This is a genomic window from Zooshikella harenae, from assembly GCF_018837975.1.
GTDB lineage: Bacteria > Pseudomonadota > Gammaproteobacteria > Pseudomonadales > Zooshikellaceae > Zooshikella > Zooshikella harenae.
In genome coordinates this window covers 181,721-203,175 of record NZ_JAGSOY010000001.1, presented here as the reverse complement: position 1 = coordinate 203,175, position 21,455 = coordinate 181,721, and the positions used below count along the sequence as shown (strand labels likewise).

The window sequence follows — 21,455 nt, the reverse complement described above, 5'->3', positions numbered from 1 at the left end:
GCTTTTAGTCCTGCTTAACCAGTAATACAACACCCAGTGCTACAAGTATTAAGTGGGCTTCACTTGCATTTAGTATGACGTTATACCAGTCAGGAATCCACAAACCAATTAGACCAACCGCTAGCGTCGCACTACCAACCCACTGTTGAATTCTGCGACGTTGTTGCTTATGCCGTGCTTCTTCAAGTTGTTGCTGATAGTGATGTTGATGTGCTACATAGCCCTCAACGGCTTTAACTACTGTCTGTGAGAGTAGTGGAGCTTGTTCAAGTAAGTCAGGTGCTTTTGTGTGCAGTGATTTTAATAGACCCATAGGACCAATACGCTTTTTCATCCATTGTTCTAGAAAAGGTTTAGCGGTTGACCAGAGATCAAGCTCAGGGTAGAGCTGTCGACCTAGACCTTCTATATTTAGCAGTGTTTTTTGTAACAGTACCAGCTGAGGCTGGACTTCCATATTGAAGCGGCGTGCTGTTTGAAATAGCCGTAATAGCACTTGCCCAAATGAAATATCTTTCAGCGGTTTTTGAAAAACAGGCTCACACACAGTACGAATTGCAGCTTCCAGCTCATTCACTCGGGTGTTTTTAGGCACCCAGCCAGAGTCAATATGCAGCTGGGCAACCATACGATAGTCCTGTTTAAAAAAGGCAATCAGGTTGCGTGCCAGATAGCTTTGATCCTCTGGTGTAAGTGATCCACATATCCCACAGTCGATAGCAATATAACAAGGGTTGCTAGGGTCTTCCGTTGCAACAAAGATATTGCCAGGATGCATGTCAGCATGAAAGAAGCTATCCCGAAAGACCTGGGTAAAGAAAATTTCTACACCACGCTCAGCCAGTTTGCGCATATTAGTGCCTTGCGCTAATAAGGCTTCGACATTCGCAACAGGGATGCCATGAATTCGCTCCATTACCATGACCTGGGTAGACGTAAAATCCCAGTACACTTGTGGTACATAGAGCTTGTCTGAGTCGGTAAAGTTGCGGCGGAGTTGGGAGGCGTTAGCTGCTTCACGTTGTAGGTCTAACTCATCAAAAATTGTGTTTTCATAGTCTTGCACAACTTCCAAAGGGCGAAGTCGTCGGCCTTCACGAGAGACTAAAACAATAATACGTGCTAACAGATAAAGTAAGGCAATATCTTGTCGTATAACCTTGTTGATTCCAGGGCGAATGACTTTTACAACAACCTGCTGGCCATCAGGTAATTCTGCAGCATGTACCTGAGCCACAGAAGCTGAAGCCATAGGTGCTGCAGAGAACGAGGTAAACACCTCTGAAACAGGTCGCTGTAGGCTTGCTTCAATAATTTTAATAGCATTTTCGCTAGGAAAGGGGGGGACTTGGTCCTGAAGCTTTTGCAGCTCTTGAGCAACGTCATCTGGGAGTAAGTCTCGGCGAGTGGATAATAGCTGACCAAATTTGACGAAAATAGGACCTAGCTCTTCCAAGGCCAAGCGTAAACGCTCTGCTCGTGGGTGTTGATTTCGGACGAACCATCGCCATGGTAAGCACCAAAACGCCAATCGCAGGTAAAAGGGCAGTGGGGCATCGTCTATCAGATTATCTAAACGATACTTAGCAGTAACATAAATGATTTTTAGCAGGCGGGGAATTTGAACCACGGCTAGTCCTGTTGCGGCGCGTTTTTAAATGGTTTCTGGAGGCGAGCAAGCCGGCATTCAAGTTGCTCTGTATCTGATTGCAGTTGAGCCAGGTCTTCTTGAAATATCTCTACAGCATTACGAGGTGGGAGTTCTTTCAGCTCTTCTTGTAAATATTCAGTGATATTTTGCTGTAATGTTAGCCGAGTATATTGCAACCAATGCAGGCCACTTTTCAAACCATTAGTAACTTTATGTGCTAAAAGCGGACCTGTTAGCTTGGCAATCAGGGCTTCCCAGTCAAGCTCACTTTCTTGAATCACATGGTGAACAGCCATGATAAAGTCAGTGTTGCCAGCTAACTGTAAGCGCTCATGTAGCGTGTTATCTGCCGTTGATTTGTGGAGTAGGAGGCGTAGTAAATGAATACCTTCACCAGTGATGCAGGCAGTAAGGTTAATTTCGTGATGACTATGTAGGCTAATGCCCTGCAGTGTAAATGATATATAAAAGGTTAATTTGGGTTGTGTACTTTGGATGCACAGTGTTTCACCACTAAAGTGTGCAAGGCGCTGCTGAGTTAGTGGATCAAGCGCCAGTAACTCGTTTACCACCTTTTCCATGGCAGCATACAAGGCTGTATTAACAGTAATGCTCATACTTCTGACTCCCTTCTACTTCGCAACCTATTTATTGTAAATGTACTAGTCAGGGTAAAAGTGCTCGCGTGATAAATGCGTACTAATTAAACACGGAGCAGTAGCTCAAGTTGATTTTATAAATTTAAAAAAAGCATAACACTATGGTTTTGTTCCTTTATGCAGTGCGACTATGCCTCCTGTCATATTGTGATAGCTAGTGCGAACAAACCCAGCATCCTTCATCATTTGTTCTAATGTTTCCTGATCAGGGTGCATGCGGATAGATTCTGCAAGGTAGCGATAGCTGTCACTGTCTCTGGTGATTAACTTACCCAGCAAAGGCAGTACCGTAAATGAGTAGGTATCATACATCTTACTCATTATAGGGTTATTGGTTTTGGAGAACTCAAGGATCAGTAAGCGCCCGCCAGGCTTTAATACCCTATGCATGGATTTTAGCGCTTCTTCTTTATGAGTCACATTACGTAAACCAAAAGCAATGGTAATACAATCAAAGGTGTTATCCGCAAAGGGCAGTTTTTCGGCATCAGCTTGTACATACTCAACATTACCGCAAACACCTCGATCAATTAATCGGTCACGACCCACTTTCAGCATTGAGTCGTTAATGTCTGCAAGGACGACCTGACCATCCACTCCCACGAGGTTGGCAAATTTAAGAGTAAGATCACCAGTACCCCCAGCAATATCTAATACTTTATTGCCTGTGCGAACACCGCTAAGCTCAATGGTAAAGCGTTTCCAAATTCGATGAATGCCCATCGACATAAGATCATTCATCAGATCATACTTTGGCGCTACAGAGTGGAAAACATCAGCAACTAACTTGGCTTTTTCACTATCTTTAACTTGTTGGTATCCAAAATGGGTCGTGTTCTGCTGACCATCTGATGGCTTATTATTTCCAGACATACGCGCCTCTAGCTATGGAAAAAGTAAAATAATTTTTGAGTGAAGGTAGGATATTTCCTATGAGAAAGATGCTTATCCATGTAACGATGGTCACAAATACACCCTTCACAAATGACTTTTTGCCTTTGTTATCATCGCTCGATGGCTACACCGAAAAAACATTTGTATTGGGCATAGAGCATGGAAAATCAGCCTTTACTCAATTAATTTAACAACACTAATGTCAGGGTCTCTGCTTGCTCCATCTTGGTGAAGCTGTTGCAGATATTCATCCCAGTACTGCTGCTGATGACAACATAAGTCGTACAAATAGTCCCAGGTAAATAGTCCGCTATCATGTCCATCATCAAAGGTGATTTTTAACGCATAATGACCAATAGGCTCAATCTGTTGTATGTTTACTAAACGCTTTCCTGTTTGCAACACAGCTTGGCCTTGACCATGACCACGAACTTCCGCTGAGGGAGATAATACTCTTAATAATTCACAGGGTAATTCAAACCGTTCACCATTGTTGTATGTGAGGCTTACTTTACGCGATTTCTTGTGGAGTTTGATATCGGTCAGCAAAGGTATATTCATAGTGTTGCTGGTGATCGTGATTATTTCAGATGATAGCTCGCGTTGATTGTAGACTACTCTTAGGCAGATTGGGAGAGAGGTTTTAGCTGGAAAGCCTATAATAGTTGTAGTGGAAGGGAGTTTTTTGAGAATAAAAATAAATCATAAAGCAGCTGAATGAGCTTAAGGTGATAAAGCTCATTCAGACACAACATTAAGTGTGATTTCGTTAAGTCACTATAAAATGTAGCGACTCAAGTCTTCATCTTGAGCCAGCTTGCCTAAATGCTCATCAACATAGGTAGCATCAATTGTAAGTGGTTTATCATTGTACTCTGTGCTTAAGTCAGCGGCGCTGAAAGAAATTTCTTCTAATAGCCGTTCCATCACGGTATGTAGGCGACGAGCACCAATGTTTTCAGTACTTTCGTTGACTTGCCATGCCACTTCCGCAATACGTGTGATTGCATCTGTCTTGAATTCAACATTCAAATTTTCAGTTGCAATCAGTGCTTGATATTGCTCTGTGAGAGACGCATCAGGCTCTGTCAAAATACGCTCAAAATCTTGAACTGTCAGCGCATTAAGCTCAACACGAATGGGTAGGCGTCCTTGTAACTCAGGAATTAAGTCTGAAGGCTTGGACAAGTGGAATGCACCTGAGGCAATAAAAAGTATGTGATCTGTTTTGATCATGCCAAATTTAGTGTTGATAGTGCAGCCTTCGATTAAAGGTAACAAGTCGCGCTGTACACCTTCACGAGACACATCGGCATTGCTGCCTGCCGAGCGTTTGGCAACCTTGTCAATTTCATCAAGAAAGACAATGCCGTTTTGTTCGACCGACTCAATGGCGCTTGCTTTGAGCTCATCTTCATTAACCAGCTTGGCTGCTTCCTCATCCTGAACTAGCTTGAATGCATCTTTTATTTTTAGCTTGCGTGCTTTTTTCTTGTTTGAGGACATATTGGAAAAAATATTTTGCAGCTGGCTTGTCATTTCTTCCATGCCTGGAGGAGCCATAATTTCCACGCCTACAGGAGAGTCTTTGACTTCAATCTCAATTTCTTTGTCATCAAGCTCGCCTTCTCGTAATTTTTTACGGAAGACTTGTCGAGTGCTTGAACTTTCACGCTCTTGAGCGCTGTCTTCAAAGCTACGAGCTGGAGGTAGTAATGCATCCAAAATACGTTCTTCGGCAGCATCTATTGCAAGATGTTTTACACGCTCCATGGCCTGCTCACGCTTCATCTTAATAGCTGCGTCTACCAGATCGCGAATGATTGACTCAACATCGCGTCCTACATAACCCACTTCAGTGAACTTTGTTGCTTCAACTTTGATAAAGGGGGCATTCGCCAGTTTAGCTAGGCGACGGGCAATTTCAGTTTTACCCACGCCTGTTGGGCCAATCATTAAGATATTTTTAGGGGTTATTTCATTACGCAGATCAGCATTGACCTGCATTCTACGCCAGCGGTTACGTAAAGCGATCGCGACAGCTCTTTTTGCTTCAGCCTGGCCAATGATATGTTTGTCCAGCTCGTGAACAATTTCCCGTGGAGTCATATTTGACATGGTAAACCTGTGATATCTAAAAGGTAAATCTTACTCACAATACGACGTGTCGTGCTCTTGTGTCCTGGCTCAGCGCTTACTCACAATCAAGCTCTTCAATGGTGCGATTGTGGTTGGTGTAGATACAAATATCTCCAGCAATCTCCAGGCCTTTTTCAACAATATCGCGAGCGGGTAATTCAGTGCTTTCTAGCAGGGCTCGAGCAGCAGATTGTGCAAATGGACCTCCTGAGCCAATGGCAATTAACCCGTTTTCAGGCTCAACAACATCACCGTTACCTGTGATAATGAGCGAGGCTTTTGAGTCTGCAACTGCCAATAAGGCTTCCAAGCGTCTAAGGGCACGGTCTGTACGCCAGTCTTTTGCTAGTTCGACTGCCGCTCGCACTAAGTGACCCTGGTGTTTTTCCAGTTGTGCTTCAAAACGTTCAAACAAGGTGAATGCGTCAGCAGTTCCACCTGCGAAACCGGCAATCACGTTGCCATTGTATAACCGTCTTACTTTGCGAGCATTTCCCTTTAAGACGGTGTTACCCAGTGTCACTTGGCCGTCACCACCAATAACGACTTTACCGTTACGACGTACAGACAGGATGGTTGTGCCTCGATACTGTTCCAATGTGAACTCCTCTGATCTTGCTTGGAAATAACGCTGTCTGAACATATTCAGTTTGCCGAAACATTGTCTAACCCGCTGTGTATATAAAAAGACAATACTGGCTACGCTTTTCTGCACCCAAATTGAGCTGGTGAGTTCGGTTGGTTCAGTGCGTCATAGTGGAGCCTGATATCAGGCTCGGGTATGTTTTCAATATGGGGTATCTAATGAATAATTCAAGGACAATGGATGAGGGGGGGGTTACTTAATCTGAAGCGCAATCGAGTCAATATTATGTTGCGCTAAATTGCCCTTAACACTCACCATTTGCTGTTTATTAGCAAATGGACCTACTTGTACACGATACCAGGTTTCACCATTGCGGATGTTAACAGGCTGGGTTTGTGCGGTCAGACCCAGTAGAATGAGTTCTGCTCGTCGGCGGTCTGCATCCAGTCGGCTTCTAAACGAGCCAGCTTGAAGCGCATATTTAGTCTGTGCAGCTTTCTCTGGAGGAGACGGTGCTGGAGTTTGCTTCTTGGATTGCGTTAATTTTGCTGGTAATACTTCATTTTCTTCCACATTTTGTACAACTGTTTCAGATTCTGTCAGTAGCGTATAAAAGTCAAAGACAGCCTTAGATGGACTACCTGATTGTTGTTCTGAAGCAGGCTTGTTATTTTGAGTGACAGTTTTGCGTATATCACTTGCATTAGGGACAAGCTTGATCAGAAAAGCTAAAAAGAGTCCAACCACAACACCTGTGACTAGCCAGGGGAGTCCAGAGGGGCGTGCTTGCTGGGTTTGCTTGGTTTTACGACTTGCACCGCGTTTTGTCATAATCTTACGTTTCTTTACTTACCTATGTGAAAAGATTATCAAAAAATTGAAAAATGTCTTCCTTCGTTTTTGAATCAGGTGCCTCACGCTGAATTTACCATCAACTTGAAGTATATATAGTTTGTTAATTTAGTAGACTATATATGTTGCAAGTGTATTCAGTTTCATCATTAAAAATTTGAGGTTTATCGTTCAGATAAGGCACTTGAGATGTATTTTGAAGACAATAATTGACGTGCATTATGCCAAAGCTTATTTGAATTATCAGTAGCCGAACACTAAAGTTGTTTTGATGTCAAGATTCGGCTAGTATGCACGCGCTATGAAATATATTTTAGGTAAGACTGTACAGAATTTTTATGGAGGTGTTACGCCCATAACGCTTTATTGGGGGACATCTGCATTATTACCATTCCGACGAGGCTTTTCATTACTGCAGTTATGATAGCAAGCCTGTCGGTCTGTGCTCGTAGAATGTAACACAAGCCCGATTAGCATTGCTAATCGGGCTTTTTGCTTATGCATCTGGTAACAGCAAACAAAGGAAATCTGATGAACATTCGCCAGTTTTTAGAATCCGAAGTTAGCCGGGCGTTAGTTGCCGCTGGGGCGCCAGAAGGAACTCAAGCAATGGTACGAACCAGCGCGCGAGCTAACTTCGGTGACTATCAGGCTAATGGAGTAATGGGTGCTGCGAAAAAGCTTGGCAAGAATCCTCGTGAGCTGGCTGAAAATGTAATTCGACAACTCAGTTTGGCTGATGTAGCTGAAAAGATAGAAATCGCAGGCCCTGGCTTTATTAATATCTTTTTAAAGCCTGAATGGATGCAACAGCAACTTCAACAGTGGATAACAGATCCTAGAGTTGGGGTGCCTAAAGCGGATAAATCAAAGACAATTGTGATTGACTACTCATCGCCTAACTTAGCAAAAGAAATGCATGTAGGTCATTTGCGTAGCACAATCATTGGCGATTCTGTAACTAGAGCCTTTGAATTCTTGGGCCATAAAGTTGTTCGTCAAAACCACGTGGGTGACTGGGGTACCCAGTTTGGGATGTTAATAGCCTATATGGAGCGGTTAGCGGCAGAAAACCCAGACGCTGTTTCTATGGAACTGTCTGATCTGGAAACCTTTTATCGAGACGCTAAAAAGTCTTTTGATGAAGACTCAGAATTTGCTGAAGTGGCTCGTGAGTACGTGGTTAAGCTACAAAGTGGTGATGAGCACTGCAAAAAATTATGGGAAAAGTTCATTGATATTTCATTGAATCACAGTGAAGAAATTTACCATCGACTCAATGTATCGCTGACACGTGATAATGTTATGGCTGAAAGTGCCTATAACGATGACTTGCCTAATGTTATTAAGTTACTTGATGAAAAGGGCTTACTGACTGATGACCAGGGCGCTAAGGTTGTTTTTTTGGATGAGTTTAAAACCAAAGACGGCGAGCCAATGGGGGTCATTATTCAGAAGAAAGATGGTGGCTTTTTATATTCAACAACAGATTTAGCCGCTATTCGTTATCGTTGTCATACACTACATGCTGATCGTGTGCTGTATTATGTTGATGCACGACAAGCGCAGCATTTTGAACAGGTCTTTTCAATTTGTAAAAAAGCTGGATTTTCTACGCCTCGCTGCTCACTAGAGCACCATGCATTTGGCATGATGTTGGGGGATGATGGTAAGCCCTTCAAAACCAGAGCAGGTGGGGTTGTGAAACTTGCCGAGTTATTAGATGAAGCCGAAGACCGTGCGGCTACATTGATAGCACAGAAAAGCCCTAATTTAGATGAGGAGCAAAAAGTAGACGTTATTCGTGCTGTTGCCATGGGTGCGATTAAGTATGCTGACCTTTCTAAGAACCGTACCAGCGATTACATTTTCAACTGGGACAATATGCTGGCGTTTGATGGAAATACAGCGCCTTATATCTTGTATGCTTATACTCGTGTGAAAAGTATCTTTCGGAAAGCTGGCGTGCAACCAGAAGAGTTATCGGGTGAGTTGATGGTAACAGCTCCTGAAGAGCGTACTTTGGCTATGAAACTGATGCAGTTTCATGAAACCCTTGATGTCATGGTCGCTGAAGGCCAGCCACACCTGTTGTGTGGTTATTTATATGATGTGGCGGGTACATTTATGACCTTTTATGAAGCTTGTCCAGTTAATAAGGCCGGTGTGGAAGAAGCAACTAAACAGAGCCGTTTATTGTTTTGTGCACTGGTGGCTAATACTCTTAAAGCAGGGCTTGATGTATTGGGTATTGATACTGTGGAGCAGATGTAAGATTTTATTGTTTTATTCTGTGTGTAAAAAAGGGCTTTTTTAAGCCCTTTTTTATTGTGTTTCTTAAGTGTGTTGTTTACATCATGTCTTGAGGGTCAATATCCACAGACCAGCGTACTTTACGTGCAAGTTTAATCATTGCTTGAGTTCCACCTTCTAGTTGATGGATGGCAAATGTAATCGCTGTGTGGAGTGGTTGTCGAGAAGGACTACTGATGAGCAGCTGCCATCGATACCAACTTTGTCGTTTTTCCATCGGCGCTGGAAGAGGTCCAAGTAATGTAACACCAAGGGGGCCATTCAGGTTATTGTATTGCAGAAACTGGCTTATCAATTCTCGCAGTTGAAGTAATAGCCGCTCACCCTCTTCTTGGTTTTTACATTCCACTCTAAATAGCCCTAAATAGCTATAGGGAGGCAAGCTAAGTTTTTCTCGTTCGGCTAACAGTGTTTTGGCAAATACCTCATACCCTTCTGTTACCAATCTGTTCAATACTGGGCTTTCAGGGTGATGGGTTTGTATGATTACCTCTCCAGCTAACTTTCCTCTACCCGCTCTACCTGCCACTTGAGTAACGAGTTGTCCCAATCTTTCTAAGCCACGAAAGTCGGTACTGAACAGTCCTGAGTCAGCATCCAGAATGGCAACTAGCGTCACTTTAGGAAAATGGTGGCCTTTTGCCAACATTTGAGTGCCGACAAGAATGGCCGGTTTGCCTTGGTGTATATCGCTAAAAAGTTCTTGTAAGCGCGTTTTACCACGTGTGCTATCACGGTCGATGCGAATAATGGGGATAGGGTCAAACTGACTAAGCAGAAAGTCTTCAATACGCTCTGTACCTGCCCCAACTGGAAATAGGCTTGCTGTATTACAGTGCCCACAGCGTACAGGAATAGACTGCTGATAGTCACAGTGGTGACAGTGTAAATGGGGTGGTTGACGGTGAATGGTTAGGTGGGCATCGCAGTCAGGGCAATCTGCAACCCAGCCACACTCATGACAAAGAAGAGTCGGTGCATAGCCTCGACGGTTAATAAAAATGAGTACTTGCTGACCTTTTTCCAGGTGTTGCGTTATTTTCTGTTGGAGGGCTGGAGATAAGCCAGCCTGTAAGGTTTCCCCTCGAATATTAAGCAGCTCGATGCTAGGAGGTTTAGCTTGGCCTGCTCGTTGACTTAAATGTAAATGTCGGTAGCGGTGGGTCTGAGCATTATGCACAGACTCTAGGGATGGTGTGGCACTGCCCAGTACAATAGGAATGTTGGCTTGTCTAGCCCGATAAATAGCGATATCTCGGGCCGAGTAGCGTAAGCTGTCTTGTTGTTTATAGGATGCATCGTGTTCTTCATCAATGATGATTAAACCAGGCTTGGCGAGGGGAGTGAATACGGCTGAACGTGTACCAATAATAATCCCGACTCGATAATCAACTGCTTTTTGCCAGGCAAGGTAACGCTCATTGTCGTTTAACCCTGAATGAATAACGGCGATGGGAACAGCAAATCGCTGCTCAAAGCGGTGTAATGTTTGTGGGGTTAAGCCTATTTCAGGGATGAGTACCAGCGCTTGTCTACCGGCTTTTAGCGTTTGCTCGATCAGTTGTAAATAGACCTCTGTTTTTCCACTACCTGTAATTCCTTGTAGTAAGAAGACCTGAAACTGTTGTGCGGTTTGCAGTATCTGCTGGACAACATGTGCCTGCTCGGGATTGAGCGTTAAGGGTGCCTCATGCAGTATGCTTTGTGGCATGGTATGAAGCGTAGGCAGATTTTCATAAATGCATTCTGCTTCCCCTTTTTTTTCCAAAGCTGAAAGCGTCTGATTACTGACTCCCAAGCTTTTTAGCATGGGCTCATGTAAACCTTTTAGGTGTTGTTTTAACAACTGCCAGGCAGCCAGTTGTAGCTTAGCATTACGTGCTATATGGCTTGGAGCTTCTGCGTTGGGATAGGTAAGACGCCATAGTTTTCGAGTCTGCTGAGCAACAGGTCTACCTTGTCGTAACGCCGTGGGGGTGGCAGTACCGAGAGTTTCTCCAAGGCTATAGTGATAGTAGTGGGCGACCCACCGACAAAGCTCCAGTATGTCTTTAGGAATTATTGGCTGCTCATCAAGAACTTGCTCTACGCGCTTTAGGTTGGCTAGCGGTATATCTGTCTTTGCTGTAATAGCTATAAGAATGCCAATAAGTTTTCGGGGGCCAAAGGGGACTTTGAGTCGAATGCCTGGCCTTAAAAAGTCAATACCTGATTTGGGAGGAAGGTAGTCAAATACTCTGCGTAATGGGGTTGGCAAGGCAACCTGAAGGTAATGTGTTGGTTCTGACTTGGCGTAGTTGCCCATAGTGATGCGATTTAGTAAAGGTTTAATAAGGCTGCTCAAAATAGCACATCATAACCGGCAATTTCTGCTTAAGCGTAGCATCATAGATTTTGCAGTAGGAATCCACTATAGGATAAATAATGACCAGCGATTGCTGGAGGTTGCCATTACTATACTTTCTGGTAAGATGCCCGGTCAGTTTTATTTAGGTGGTAGTGTACACTTGCGTTACTACCCTAGCATGCTTTAAGTGCTAAATATATTATTTACAGTAAGTGCGGTGCCTGACAAAGTGTGTATGTAAAGGGTTCGGGTAGCGGCACATGATACAAGAGGAAACGTCATGAAAGCAGAAATTCATCCAAATTATGAGACAGTTGACATCACTTGTAGCTGTGGCAATGTAATCAAGACTAAGTCCACTGTCTGCAAAGATTTTAGCATTGAAGTATGCTCTGCTTGCCACCCGTTCTACACTGGTAAACAAAAGATTCTTGATACTGGTGGTCGTGTTGAACGCTTTAAGCAACGTTTTGGTATGCGCACTACACGTAAAGCATAATACCAACGCGCAGAGATTCTCTGAGAAGGCGCTGATTATTAGCGCCTTTTTTGTTTTAACGGTTTTTTATCTATCCTCTACGTTTGCTTCAACTCTTCCTCCATCAAGTTTCCTCTCTACTACAGTTTCTTATCAATCAACAACGCAGCCCAGCTGTAATAAACCCAAAGGAAAACAACAGCTACTCCATAATCCTGTGGTAATTGATGGTGATACCCTCTATGCGGATAAACAAAAAATCCGTTTGATAGGTATTAATACGCCCGAGATAGGCTATGATGGCCAACCCCCAGAACCTTATGCGCTAATGGCAAAAAAAGAAGCCAAACACTGGTTAGCGGAATACTCAAAACACCTTGTTTTGATAACAGGAAAACAGCAACATGATCATTATGGAAGAAGGTTGGCTTATGTTGTTAATCAACAAGGAGAGCTGCTTTCTGAGCATTTATTGTTCAAAGGGCTAGGCTTTTACATTGCTATTCCACCAAATATTGAGTTGTTGTCTTGCTTTATGGCGGCTGAGCAACAAGCTCGAAATAAGAAACAAAATATTTGGCGGGATCAGTCACCAATAAGTGCAGATCGTATTCGTCAATCTGGCTTTCATCTTATATACGGCCCTGTAACACGTGTCATTATTACCCGAAATAATTGGTGGGTAATTCTGGCTGATAATAATGTGGCGTTAAAAATTCAGCAGAAAGATCAACCTTTTTTCAGTGTGGAATGGGTCAAAAAGTTAGCGAATACAACAATAGAAGTGCGTGGCTGGTTAATTGATCGGCGAAAAAAAGGGCGTAAACTGCCAAAGCACTATGCTCGTTGGTTGATGGCTGTGAGGCATCCCGCAGTGATTCAGCTAAAAAAATCCTCAATAAGTGTACACTAGTCTTATTGTGCTAATGTCTGGCAACATGCATAAAATTGTAAATACTCATGAAACGTATCATTTCTTCATCCTATCCTTGTAAGAATTTGATCTTGGTTCTTCTGGTAGGGAGCTGTTTTTGTTTTTCAGGTTGTGCAGTTAACCCTGCAACGGGTGACTATGATTTTGTATTAATGAGTGAGCAAGATGAGCAGAAGGTTGGACGCAAAAATAACCAACAGATTCGTAAGCAGCTTGCCATACTTGATACTCAAAAGTTACAACGCTATGTCCAAGAGGTTGGACTTAAGGTGGCTCGTGTTAGCCATCGCCCTTCATTACCTTACCAATTTAAGGTAATTGACTCTCCAGAAGTCAATGCATTTGCCTTGCCTGGTGGTTATATCTATGTCTATCGTGGATTACTAGCTTATTTAAATTCTGAGGCCGAATTGGCTGCAGTGCTAGCTCATGAAGTTGCACATGTCACAGCAAGACATAGTGTTCAGCAACATGGTATGAGTACTGCCAGTAATGTGTTTGGTCAAGTGGTTGCAGCCTATACAGGCATAGGGGTTGCAGGTGATTTAACCAATATTTTGGGTACCGCGGTGGTAAGAGGGTATGGTCGGGAGCATGAACTTGAAGCTGATGGTTTGGGAGCTTCTTACCTTGCTAAAGCGGGTTATAACCCACAAGCCATGATTAATGTGGTGAAAATACTAAAACACCATGAAATGTGGGCTAAGAAAAAGGCTGAAGCTGAGGGCAGGGAGGTAAGTACCTATCATGGTATTTTTTCAACACACCCTGAGAATGACACTCGGCTACATGAAGTAGTGACAAGTGTATCAACTCAATCTCAAGGATATGTGTTTTCTGATCGGTACCTACAGAAAATAAATGGTTTGGCTTTTGGCGAAAGCGTCAACAGTGGTGTAACAGTAAATAATCAATTTTTACATAAACCGATGAACTTTAAGTTACGCTTTCCCCGGCACTGGAAAATTATTAATACGCATGCTCGCTTAGTTGCTCACCCTATTGAAAAAGAGGCCGTTTTCGTTATGGAGCAAGGCCCAATAAAAAATGGCTTCAGACCTGATGCTTACTTAAAATCATTGGCTGGTCAGCGTTATCGATTACGAGGAGGGGAGTCAATTCGTATAGGTAATACTATTGGTTACACGGCAGTTATCCAGCCTAAGTTGGGTGGAAGCTATATACGTTTGGCGATTTTGTTTCATCAGGGAAAAGTATTTATTTTACAAGGGCAGGTGAAACAGAGTTCGGCATTTGCAAGCTATGATGTTGAATTCTTGCAGATCATTAAGAGCTTTCAACTGTTACCCCTACAAGACTATCAACGAGCAGAAGGGAACAAGCTTACGCTTATTAAAGTAAAGCCAGGTATTACATTTTCTGAGTTAGCAAAGAGAAGTTCTTTGAGGGAACATGCTGAGCTTCAACTACGTTTAATCAATGATATGTATCCTAAAGGGGAACCGAAAGTAGGCCAATGGTTAAAGGTTATTAAATAAAACAAGCACTTTCTAAGTAGCAGAATTAATACTCAAATTGGGTAACACGTTGACACATGATTACGTAAAACTGACTATTAAATTTTGTAAATGTTTATGCAACATTGCCTGCTTAAGGGAGAAATGCCTTTTCTTTAAGCCTTTTAATTTAACAACAAATAATTGGAAAACAACGCCATGTCCGAGGACTTAAGAAACGCTGCACTGGAGTATCACGCCAATCCTATACCAGGAAAAATCAGTATTGAGTTGACTAAACCTGCTGAAACTGCACGACATTTAGCGCTTGCATACAGTCCTGGTGTTGCAGAACCGGTTCGTGAAATCGCCAAAGATCCCGAAAATGCTTATAAATACACAGGTAAAGGTAACTTAGTTGCAGTCATTAGTAATGGCTCAGCAATTTTAGGTTTAGGTAACTTAGGCGCTTTACCTAGCAAACCTGTTATGGAAGGAAAAAGCTTATTGTTTAAGCGCTTTGCAGGTATAAACTCCATCGATATTGAAGTTGACTCTGAAAGCCCACAAGCATTTATCGACACAGTAAAGCGCATTGCTATTAGTTTTGGCGGAATTAATTTAGAAGATATTAAAGCGCCAGAGTGTTTTGATATTGAACGTGAGCTGATCGAACTTTGTTCAATTCCTGTATTTCATGATGACCAGCATGGAACTGCCATTGTTACTGCTGCAGGCATGTTGAATGCGCTGGAGCTAGCAGGTAAGTCAATCAGTGATGTTTCCATGGTCTGTTTAGGGGCTGGTGCAGCGGCTATTGCCTGCTCTAAGCTACTTATTTCTTGTGGCATGAAGCCTGAAAATATTTATATGCTTGACCGTAAAGGGGTGATCCATAGTGGTCGAACTGACTTAAACCAGTATAAAGCTGCCTTTGCAAATGAAACCTCAAAACGTACGTTAGATGAGGCTATCGATGCTGCTGATGTCTTTTTAGGACTATCTGGGCCGAATCTGCTATCTCCTGAGCAGTTGAAGAAAATGGCACCTAACCCAATTGTATTTGCTTGCTCAAACCCTGATCCAGAAATTAAACCAGAGCTTGCTTTATCTGTTCGTGATGATGTCATTATGGCAACAGGTCGTTCTGACTATCCTAATCAGGTCAATAACGTATTAGGTTTTCCATTTATTTTCCGTGGGGCTCTAGATGTTAGAGCTACTGCCATCAATGAAGAAATGAAGCTGGCTGCAGTCCACGCGTTAAAAAATCTTGCTAAAGAGCCTGTTCCTGAAGATGTTGTTAACGCTTATGGTGGTAAGCCACTCAGCTTCGGACGAGAATATATTATCCCAAAACCAATGGATATAAGACTACTCAATGTGGTATCAGCTGCTGTAGCCAAAGCGGCTGTTGATAGTGGTGTGGCCAAACTTCCTTACCCGAAACATTATCCTCTGCTGGCAATTGGGGATATTAAATAGTTCCAGTTAATGTAGCCAGTGTATATGGACTCAAAAAGTGAGTCATTAAAAAAAGGCGCCAGATCGGTGCCTTTTTTCTTTTGAGTTACACTATTGATAAATGCTTTATGGGCTTTCCTTGCTAGAAAATCTCCTCTGTTTTAAGGGCATCATCATTGATACTTGGCATTGCGACTGATGGATCATATTCGGGTGCATTTTCTTTTAAGAAAATTTCAAACATTGCCCCTGGTGTTCCTGCGGCAACAGCCATGCCTGTTTCTGGATCAATACGAACACGTACTAAGCCATCAGGCTGTGGTAGGGGATGTTCTGGTTTATCAGCGAGTGCTTCAGTCATAAAACGAATCCATACGGGTAATGCCGCTGTACCGCCATACTCTCTTCTCCCAAGGGTTTTTGGTTGATCAAAACCAACCCAAACAGAGGTTGCGATATCGGCATTAAACCCAGAAAACCAGGCATCTTTCTGGTCATTTGTGGTGCCTGTTTTTCCACCAAGATCACTGCGTTTTAATGCCAGTGCTCGGCGTCCTGTGCCATGTTTTATAACATCCTGCAGGATGGTATACATAATGTAGTTAACTCGTGGGTCCATAACTTGCTGAGCAGGATAAAAGCTGGAACCATCATCATCAGTCAAAAGTAGTTCTGCTTCATCCGCTACTTTTGATGGGTCAGGTGATGGTGGGCACGTTTTACAGACTTTATAAGGCGTAGCTTGGTACACAGTTTCGTCCAGGTGGTCAATGCGACTTATAAAGTATGGCTTAACCTGGTAGCCACCATTCGCTAAAGCGGCATAACCTGTGGCAAGCTCCATAGGCGTGAATTCAGCAGCACCTAAGGCCAGAGATAGGTTGGGCACTAGCTTTTTCTCATCAAAGCCAAAACGTGTCACATAGTTAATGGCTTTATCAACACCCATAGCTTGTAAGAGGCGGATAGACACAAGATTGCGAGATAAATAAAGTGCTTTGCGTAATCGAGTTGGACCAAAAAACTTACCTCCCGCATTTTCTGGACGCCACACCTTCAGGTTAGCATCAGGCATAACAATAGGTGCATCATTGATGGTTGTTGCAGCAGTGAAGCCATTCTCTAAGCCGGCACTGTAAATAAAGGGTTTGAAGTTAGAGCCTACTTGACGAGCAGCTTGTGCTGCACGGTTAAACTTACTGTGGCTATAATCAAATCCACCGACAACGGCTATAACTGCTCCATCAGTGGGGTTTAGAGAGACTAAAGCACCTTGTACCTTAGGAATATGACCAAGCTCGTAAATATCTTTCCCACTTGGTTTAAATAACCTGATTAGATCACCAACATTCACAACCTCTGCAGGAGATTTTGGCTGAGAGCCTAGAGAATTGACATTGCGATAACGACGAGCCCATTTCAGACCTTCCCAACTAACACTGGCAGGCCCGTGTTTCATCATTACATCAATCGAATCAGAACCAACATGCGTTACAATGGCAGGCTCTAGATTACCGACAGTAGACGTTTGTTTCAGCTCTTTTTGCCATGCCTCTTCATCGTATTCTGTGGGTGGCAGTTGTTTTTCTGGGCCTCTATAGCCATGGCGTTGCTCATATTCTAATAAACCTAGGTGTATAGCTTCCTGAGCAGAATTTTGTAGTTTACTGGATACAGTCGTGTAAACCGTGTAGCCATCAGTATAAGCATGAGAACCAAAGCGCTCGACCATGTCTTGGCGAACCATTTCTGCCAAGTAGGGGGCTTTTAGTTCAATTTTAAGGCCATGATAACTCGCAGTGATAGGCTCTGCGACTGCAGCATCATACTCATCTTGACTTATAAAACTGAGGAAATGCATGCGTCCTAAAATCCAGTTGCGGCGTTCTAAAGCGCGTTCAGGGTTTACTATGGGGTTATATGCCGAAGGTGCCTTAGGTAATCCTGCAATCATTGCAAATTGAGCTAAACTGAGTTGATCAATGGGTTTGCCATAATAAACCTTTGCGGCAGCAGCAATACCGTAAGCTCGGTTACCCAGGTAGATTTTATTCATGTAGAGCTCAATGATGTCGCCTTTGGAGAGTTCCTTTTCGATTTGTAAGGCAAGTAGAATTTCATTGAACTTACGGGAGAAGACCCGTTCTCTGCTGAGGAAAAAGTTACGGGCAACCTGCATGGTGATGGTACTACCGCCAGATTGTATGGCACCGCTTTTTAGGAGCTGAGCAACTGCTCGACCCAGACCTTTGGGATCAACGCCGTTGTGAGAAAAGAAGCGGTTGTCCTCTGCAGCGACAAACGCATTGATCATTTGTTTTGGGGTGTCTTCGAAGGCAATAGGTGCGCGCCTTTGCTCACCAAACTCACCAATGAGTTTGTTATCGCTTGAGTATATCCGTAATGGGGTTTGCAAATTAATGTCACGTAAACTTTCAACAGATGGCAATGCTGGGCTAAGGTATAGGTATACACCTGCCAAAATGAGGAATGTGCCACATATTAAGAGAAAAGTGGTCCAAATAAAAAATCTGATCAGTGTCACAGTATTCCTCGTTTTTTTCTAGACATATTAAGGAGTTAGCGAAGTGGTTAATCAATTTTGCATTGTTTTAGTATCGATTATAAGGACTTTTTTTGCATTTCACATAATTGCGCGAATGTAAAGTCTGGTATTTAATGTAAATAATGAGCTTTTTACTGTAAGTGGCCGTCTTGATAGGGAATTATCCGTGTTAGGGTTCCTCAATAAGAAATCAAAACCCGTTTTGGGGGTAGACATTAGCTCCACATCTGTCAAGTTGTTGGAGTTAAGTCGAAGTGGTAACCGTTTCAAAGTAGAGGCGTATGGTGTTGAGCCTTTACCCGAGAACTCGGTTGTTGAAAAAAACATCAATGAAGTTGATGCTGTTGGTGAGGCTATCGCCAAAGCACTCAAAAAGTCGCGCAGTAGCTGTAAGGACGCTTCGGTAGCGGTTGCAGGCTCTGCAGTCATTACCAAACACATCGAAATGGATGCCTCGCTTTCTGAAGATGAAATGGAAAATCAGATATCGGTAGAGGCTGATCAGTATATACCTTATCCACTTGATGAAGTAGCCATTGACTTTGAAGTTCAAGGTGTATCACAGCGAAACTCTGAGATGGTCGACGTGCTATTAGCAGCGTGTCGGCGGGAAAATGTGGAGATGCGTGAAGCTGTGCTTGAACATGCTGGGTTGGCAGCGAGAGTCGTGGATGTTGAAGCTTATGCTATGGAACGGGCATTTGAGCAAATTGCCAAGCAATTAAATCTGGATGATGAGCGTCAAACTGTGGCCATTGTGGATATAGGCGCCACAATGACGACGTTGAGTGTGCTTAATGAAGGGAAAACCATCTATACTCGAGAGCAGTTGTTTGGTGGTCGACAGCTGACTGAAGAAATACAGCGACGTTATGGACTCTCTTTTGAGGATGCAGGGCTGGCAAAAAAACAAGGTGGTTTACCTGATGACTATGAGTCAGAGGTGTTGATTCCTTTCAAAGAAGCTGTTGTTCAACAGGTTTCCCGGTCATTGCAATTCTTCTACTCATCTAGCCAGTTTAACGATGTTGATTATATTGTTCTTGCTGGAGGCACATCGTGTTTGAGTGACCTGGATAAGTTGGTTCAGGAAAAAATTGGTGACTCAACAATGATCGCTAATCCATTTGCCGATATGGCTGTTGCCAGTCGAGTCAATGCGACGGCTTTAAGCAACGATGCGCCAGCAATGATGATTGCCTGTGGTTTGGCCATGAGGAGTTTTGACTGATGGCAAAAATAAACCTTCTTCCATGGCGGGAAAAGCGAAGAGAAGAACGGAAAAAACACTTTTTGACAGCCTTAGGGGTAACAGTTGCCATAGCTGCGGGACTGGTTTTTTTAGGAGACCGGCAGATCAATGGGGCAATTGCTAACCAGCAGGGACGAAATGAGTTTCTGAAAAAAGAAATTGCTGCTTTGGATTTAAAGATCGACGAGATAAAAGAATTAAAAAAGAGGCGAGAGCAATTACTTGAGCGGATGAATGTTATCAAACGCTTGCAAGGAGACCGCCCCATTATTGTTAGGATATTTGATGAGCTTGTACGTGTTATTCCCGATGGTGTGTATTTTAATCACTTAGTACTTGCAAGTAATAAACTCTCGATTACCGGGGTCGCTGAATCTAATAACCGTGTTTCAACGCTGATGCGACAGTTTGATAGCTCTAAATGGTTTAAAGAGCCTAATTTAACATCAGTGAAAAGAAATTCTGCGAATAAGTCTATGAACAACTTCGTCATGGCGGTGTTAAAGACAACGCCTGAAGCTGATAAAAAAGATAAGGAGAAGTAACCATGAGTGTTGCTGATTCCTTTAAAAATATAAATGAGTTAGATCTTGAGAATGTTGGATCATGGCCGGCGCCTATAAAAATCGTTGTGGCGATTATTCTTTTTGGCGCTGTATTATTTTTAGGCTATAAATTTCATTTAGAAGAATTAAATGATCGATACGAAACGGTTCAAAAAGAAGAAGACCAGTTAAAAGAACAATTCAGAATTAAAGCATTCCAGGCTGCAAACCTTGATGCTTATAAAACTCAGATGGTTGAAATGGAGCGTACATTAGGTGATTTGGTTAAACAGCTTCCTACAGATACAGAAGTGCCTGGGCTTTTAGAAGACATTAGTCGTGCAGGTTTAAGAAGTGGTCTATACTTTAATTCGATTGATCTGCTGCCAGAAATTACAAAAGAATTTTATATCGAACTCCCAATTCAAATAAGAGTTCAGGGTAATTATCACGATTTAGGTAACTTTGTAAGTTCTGTCGCAAGCTTATCAAGAATTGTAACGTTACATAATTTTGATATTAAGCCACAGCAAAATAATGCTGAAATACTGACGATGAGTATTATTGCTAAGACTTATCGTTATAACGAGAAGACTGAAGGAAACTAGGGGCTGGATATGAGCGGTTACACTAAAGTTTCCCTGGTAGCGTTATTGAGCAGTGCTGTGTTACTGGCTGGTTGTACGAGTAGGGAGTATGAAGATTTACAATCATTTATGGATGAAGTGAGAGCTCGACCAAAAGGAAATATACCACCTATTCCAATCGTTAAACCGTATGAAGCATTCACTTATAGTGCATCGGGGCTACGAAGTCCTTTTATAGCACCTATTCAGGTGTCAGAAAAGAAAGAACAACAGGAGTCGTCGGTTAAACCGGATTTTAATCGTCCAAAACAGTATTTGGAAAATTATGGTATAGAAACATTCCAGATGGTTGGTAGCATCAGTAACGATGATGGTTTTTGGGCTTTGGTTCGAGGAGGGGGAGGTGTCCATCGAGTCAAAGAGGGAGATTACTTAGGACGAAATCACGGTAAAATTATTTCAATTACAGAAACTGAAATAAAAGTGACGGAAATTGTCCCAAGTGGTAAAGATAAGTGGGTAGAACGCCCTAGAACAATTGCATTAAATGAAGGGTAGGCCATTAAAGCACATCTTCGGGGGAAGTCTGTTTTATTCAATTCACTACTCCAGTGCTGGCTGCGCTAACTTTACACAGTAATGTGTAAGGCAGGGAATCGCCCGCCTTTAAGGATTAGCTTGGAAACATTAATGCGTATTTTTTATAAATATGTTGGCGATAGCGGAATGAG

The 21,455-nt window shown here is 42.8% G+C and carries 19 protein-coding genes; 10 read left to right on the top strand and 9 right to left on the bottom strand.

Going from position 1 to position 21,455, the window contains the following annotated elements; all coding sequences use genetic code 11:
• Positions 1–4: 4 nt before the first annotated feature.
• The 3 genes from ubiB to ubiE form a co-directional block, all read right to left on the bottom strand.
• Positions 5–1,630, bottom strand: a complete 1,626-nt coding sequence (gene ubiB, locus KCG35_RS00810; RefSeq protein ID WP_215817756.1) for a ubiquinone biosynthesis regulatory protein kinase UbiB — start codon at positions 1,628–1,630, stop codon at positions 5–7.
• 2 nt (positions 1,631–1,632) lie between these two features.
• Positions 1,633–2,268 (bottom strand): ubiquinone biosynthesis accessory factor UbiJ, encoded by a 636-nt coding sequence (locus tag KCG35_RS00805; RefSeq protein WP_215817755.1) that lies wholly within the window; start codon positions 2,266–2,268, stop codon positions 1,633–1,635.
• 141 nt (positions 2,269–2,409) lie between these two features.
• Positions 2,410–3,183, bottom strand: coding sequence for a bifunctional demethylmenaquinone methyltransferase/2-methoxy-6-polyprenyl-1,4-benzoquinol methylase UbiE (gene ubiE, locus KCG35_RS00800; protein WP_215817754.1), 774 nt, complete (start codon positions 3,181–3,183; stop codon positions 2,410–2,412).
• A gap of 59 nt (positions 3,184–3,242) precedes the next feature.
• On the opposite strand from ubiE, the gene KCG35_RS00795 reads away from it, so the two are divergent.
• Complete coding sequence (locus KCG35_RS00795) at positions 3,243–3,395, top strand: hypothetical protein (RefSeq protein WP_215817753.1); 153 nt, start codon at positions 3,243–3,245, stop codon at positions 3,393–3,395.
• On the opposite strand, the gene KCG35_RS00790 is transcribed toward KCG35_RS00795, so the two are convergent.
• The 4 genes from KCG35_RS00790 to KCG35_RS00775 form a co-directional block, all read right to left on the bottom strand.
• Positions 3,379–3,765, bottom strand: coding sequence for a gamma-butyrobetaine hydroxylase family protein (locus tag KCG35_RS00790; protein ID WP_215817752.1), 387 nt, complete (start codon positions 3,763–3,765; stop codon positions 3,379–3,381). The genes KCG35_RS00795 and KCG35_RS00790 overlap by 17 nt on opposite strands.
• A 216-nt stretch (positions 3,766–3,981) precedes the next feature.
• Positions 3,982–5,322: an ATP-dependent protease ATPase subunit HslU gene (gene hslU / locus KCG35_RS00785; protein ID WP_215817751.1), complete on the bottom strand. Its 1,341-nt coding sequence runs from the start codon at positions 5,320–5,322 to the stop codon at positions 3,982–3,984.
• 76 nt (positions 5,323–5,398) lie between these two features.
• Positions 5,399–5,941 (bottom strand): ATP-dependent protease subunit HslV, encoded by a 543-nt coding sequence (gene hslV / locus KCG35_RS00780; RefSeq protein WP_230408929.1) that lies wholly within the window; start codon positions 5,939–5,941, stop codon positions 5,399–5,401.
• 240 nt (positions 5,942–6,181) lie between these two features.
• Entirely contained in the window at positions 6,182–6,760 is a 579-nt protein-coding gene (locus tag KCG35_RS00775; protein ID WP_215817749.1) for an SPOR domain-containing protein, read from the bottom strand.
• Between the two features lie 552 nt (positions 6,761–7,312).
• On the opposite strand from KCG35_RS00775, the gene argS reads away from it, so the two are divergent.
• A complete protein-coding gene (gene argS, locus KCG35_RS00770; RefSeq protein ID WP_215817748.1) occupies positions 7,313–9,055 on the top strand; it encodes an arginine--tRNA ligase in 1,743 nt (580 codons plus the stop codon).
• A gap of 76 nt (positions 9,056–9,131) precedes the next feature.
• On the opposite strand, the gene KCG35_RS00765 is transcribed toward argS, so the two are convergent.
• A complete protein-coding gene (locus tag KCG35_RS00765; protein ID WP_230408919.1) occupies positions 9,132–11,438 on the bottom strand; it encodes a primosomal protein N' in 2,307 nt (768 codons plus the stop codon).
• A gap of 283 nt (positions 11,439–11,721) precedes the next feature.
• On the opposite strand from KCG35_RS00765, the gene rpmE reads away from it, so the two are divergent.
• The 4 genes from rpmE to KCG35_RS00745 all read left to right on the top strand — a co-directional run bounded on the left by rpmE (position 11,722) and on the right by KCG35_RS00745 (position 15,795).
• The gene (rpmE, locus tag KCG35_RS00760; RefSeq protein ID WP_215817747.1) at positions 11,722–11,940 is read left to right on the top strand and encodes a 50S ribosomal protein L31; all 219 of its coding nucleotides are present in this window, start codon (positions 11,722–11,724) and stop codon (positions 11,938–11,940) included.
• On the top strand, positions 11,912–12,832 hold the full coding sequence (locus KCG35_RS00755) for a thermonuclease family protein (RefSeq protein ID WP_215817746.1): 921 nt from the start codon (positions 11,912–11,914) through the stop codon (positions 12,830–12,832). Before rpmE ends, KCG35_RS00755 begins: the two co-directional genes overlap by 29 nt.
• A gap of 47 nt (positions 12,833–12,879) precedes the next feature.
• Positions 12,880–14,352: a M48 family metalloprotease gene (locus KCG35_RS00750; protein WP_215817745.1), complete on the top strand. Its 1,473-nt coding sequence runs from the start codon at positions 12,880–12,882 to the stop codon at positions 14,350–14,352.
• Positions 14,353–14,529: 177 nt separating this feature from the next.
• On the top strand, positions 14,530–15,795 hold the full coding sequence (locus tag KCG35_RS00745; RefSeq protein ID WP_215817744.1) for a malic enzyme-like NAD(P)-binding protein: 1,266 nt from the start codon (positions 14,530–14,532) through the stop codon (positions 15,793–15,795).
• Between the two features lie 121 nt (positions 15,796–15,916).
• Here the strand turns inward: KCG35_RS00745 and KCG35_RS00740 are convergent, their stop codons facing one another.
• Positions 15,917–18,319 carry a penicillin-binding protein 1A gene (locus KCG35_RS00740; protein WP_215817743.1) on the bottom strand — a complete coding sequence of 801 codons (2,403 nt, stop codon included), beginning with the start codon at positions 18,317–18,319 and terminating at the stop codon, positions 15,917–15,919.
• A 187-nt stretch (positions 18,320–18,506) separates the two neighbouring features.
• Between KCG35_RS00740 and KCG35_RS00735 the strand changes: the two genes are divergently transcribed.
• The 4 genes from KCG35_RS00735 to KCG35_RS00720 are packed head-to-tail and all read left to right on the top strand — an operon-like array spanning position 18,507 to position 21,282.
• Complete coding sequence (locus tag KCG35_RS00735; protein ID WP_215817742.1) at positions 18,507–19,571, top strand: pilus assembly protein PilM; 1,065 nt, start codon at positions 18,507–18,509, stop codon at positions 19,569–19,571.
• Positions 19,571–20,137, top strand: coding sequence for a PilN domain-containing protein (locus KCG35_RS00730; protein WP_215817741.1), 567 nt, complete (start codon positions 19,571–19,573; stop codon positions 20,135–20,137). The genes KCG35_RS00735 and KCG35_RS00730 overlap by 1 nt, the downstream gene beginning before the upstream one ends.
• 2 nt (positions 20,138–20,139) lie before the next feature.
• Positions 20,140–20,745, top strand: a complete 606-nt coding sequence (locus KCG35_RS00725; RefSeq protein WP_215817740.1) for a type IV pilus inner membrane component PilO — start codon at positions 20,140–20,142, stop codon at positions 20,743–20,745.
• A gap of 9 nt (positions 20,746–20,754) precedes the next feature.
• Positions 20,755–21,282 (top strand): pilus assembly protein PilP, encoded by a 528-nt coding sequence (locus KCG35_RS00720; protein WP_215817739.1) that lies wholly within the window; start codon positions 20,755–20,757, stop codon positions 21,280–21,282.
• Positions 21,283–21,455: the final 173 nt, after the last annotated feature.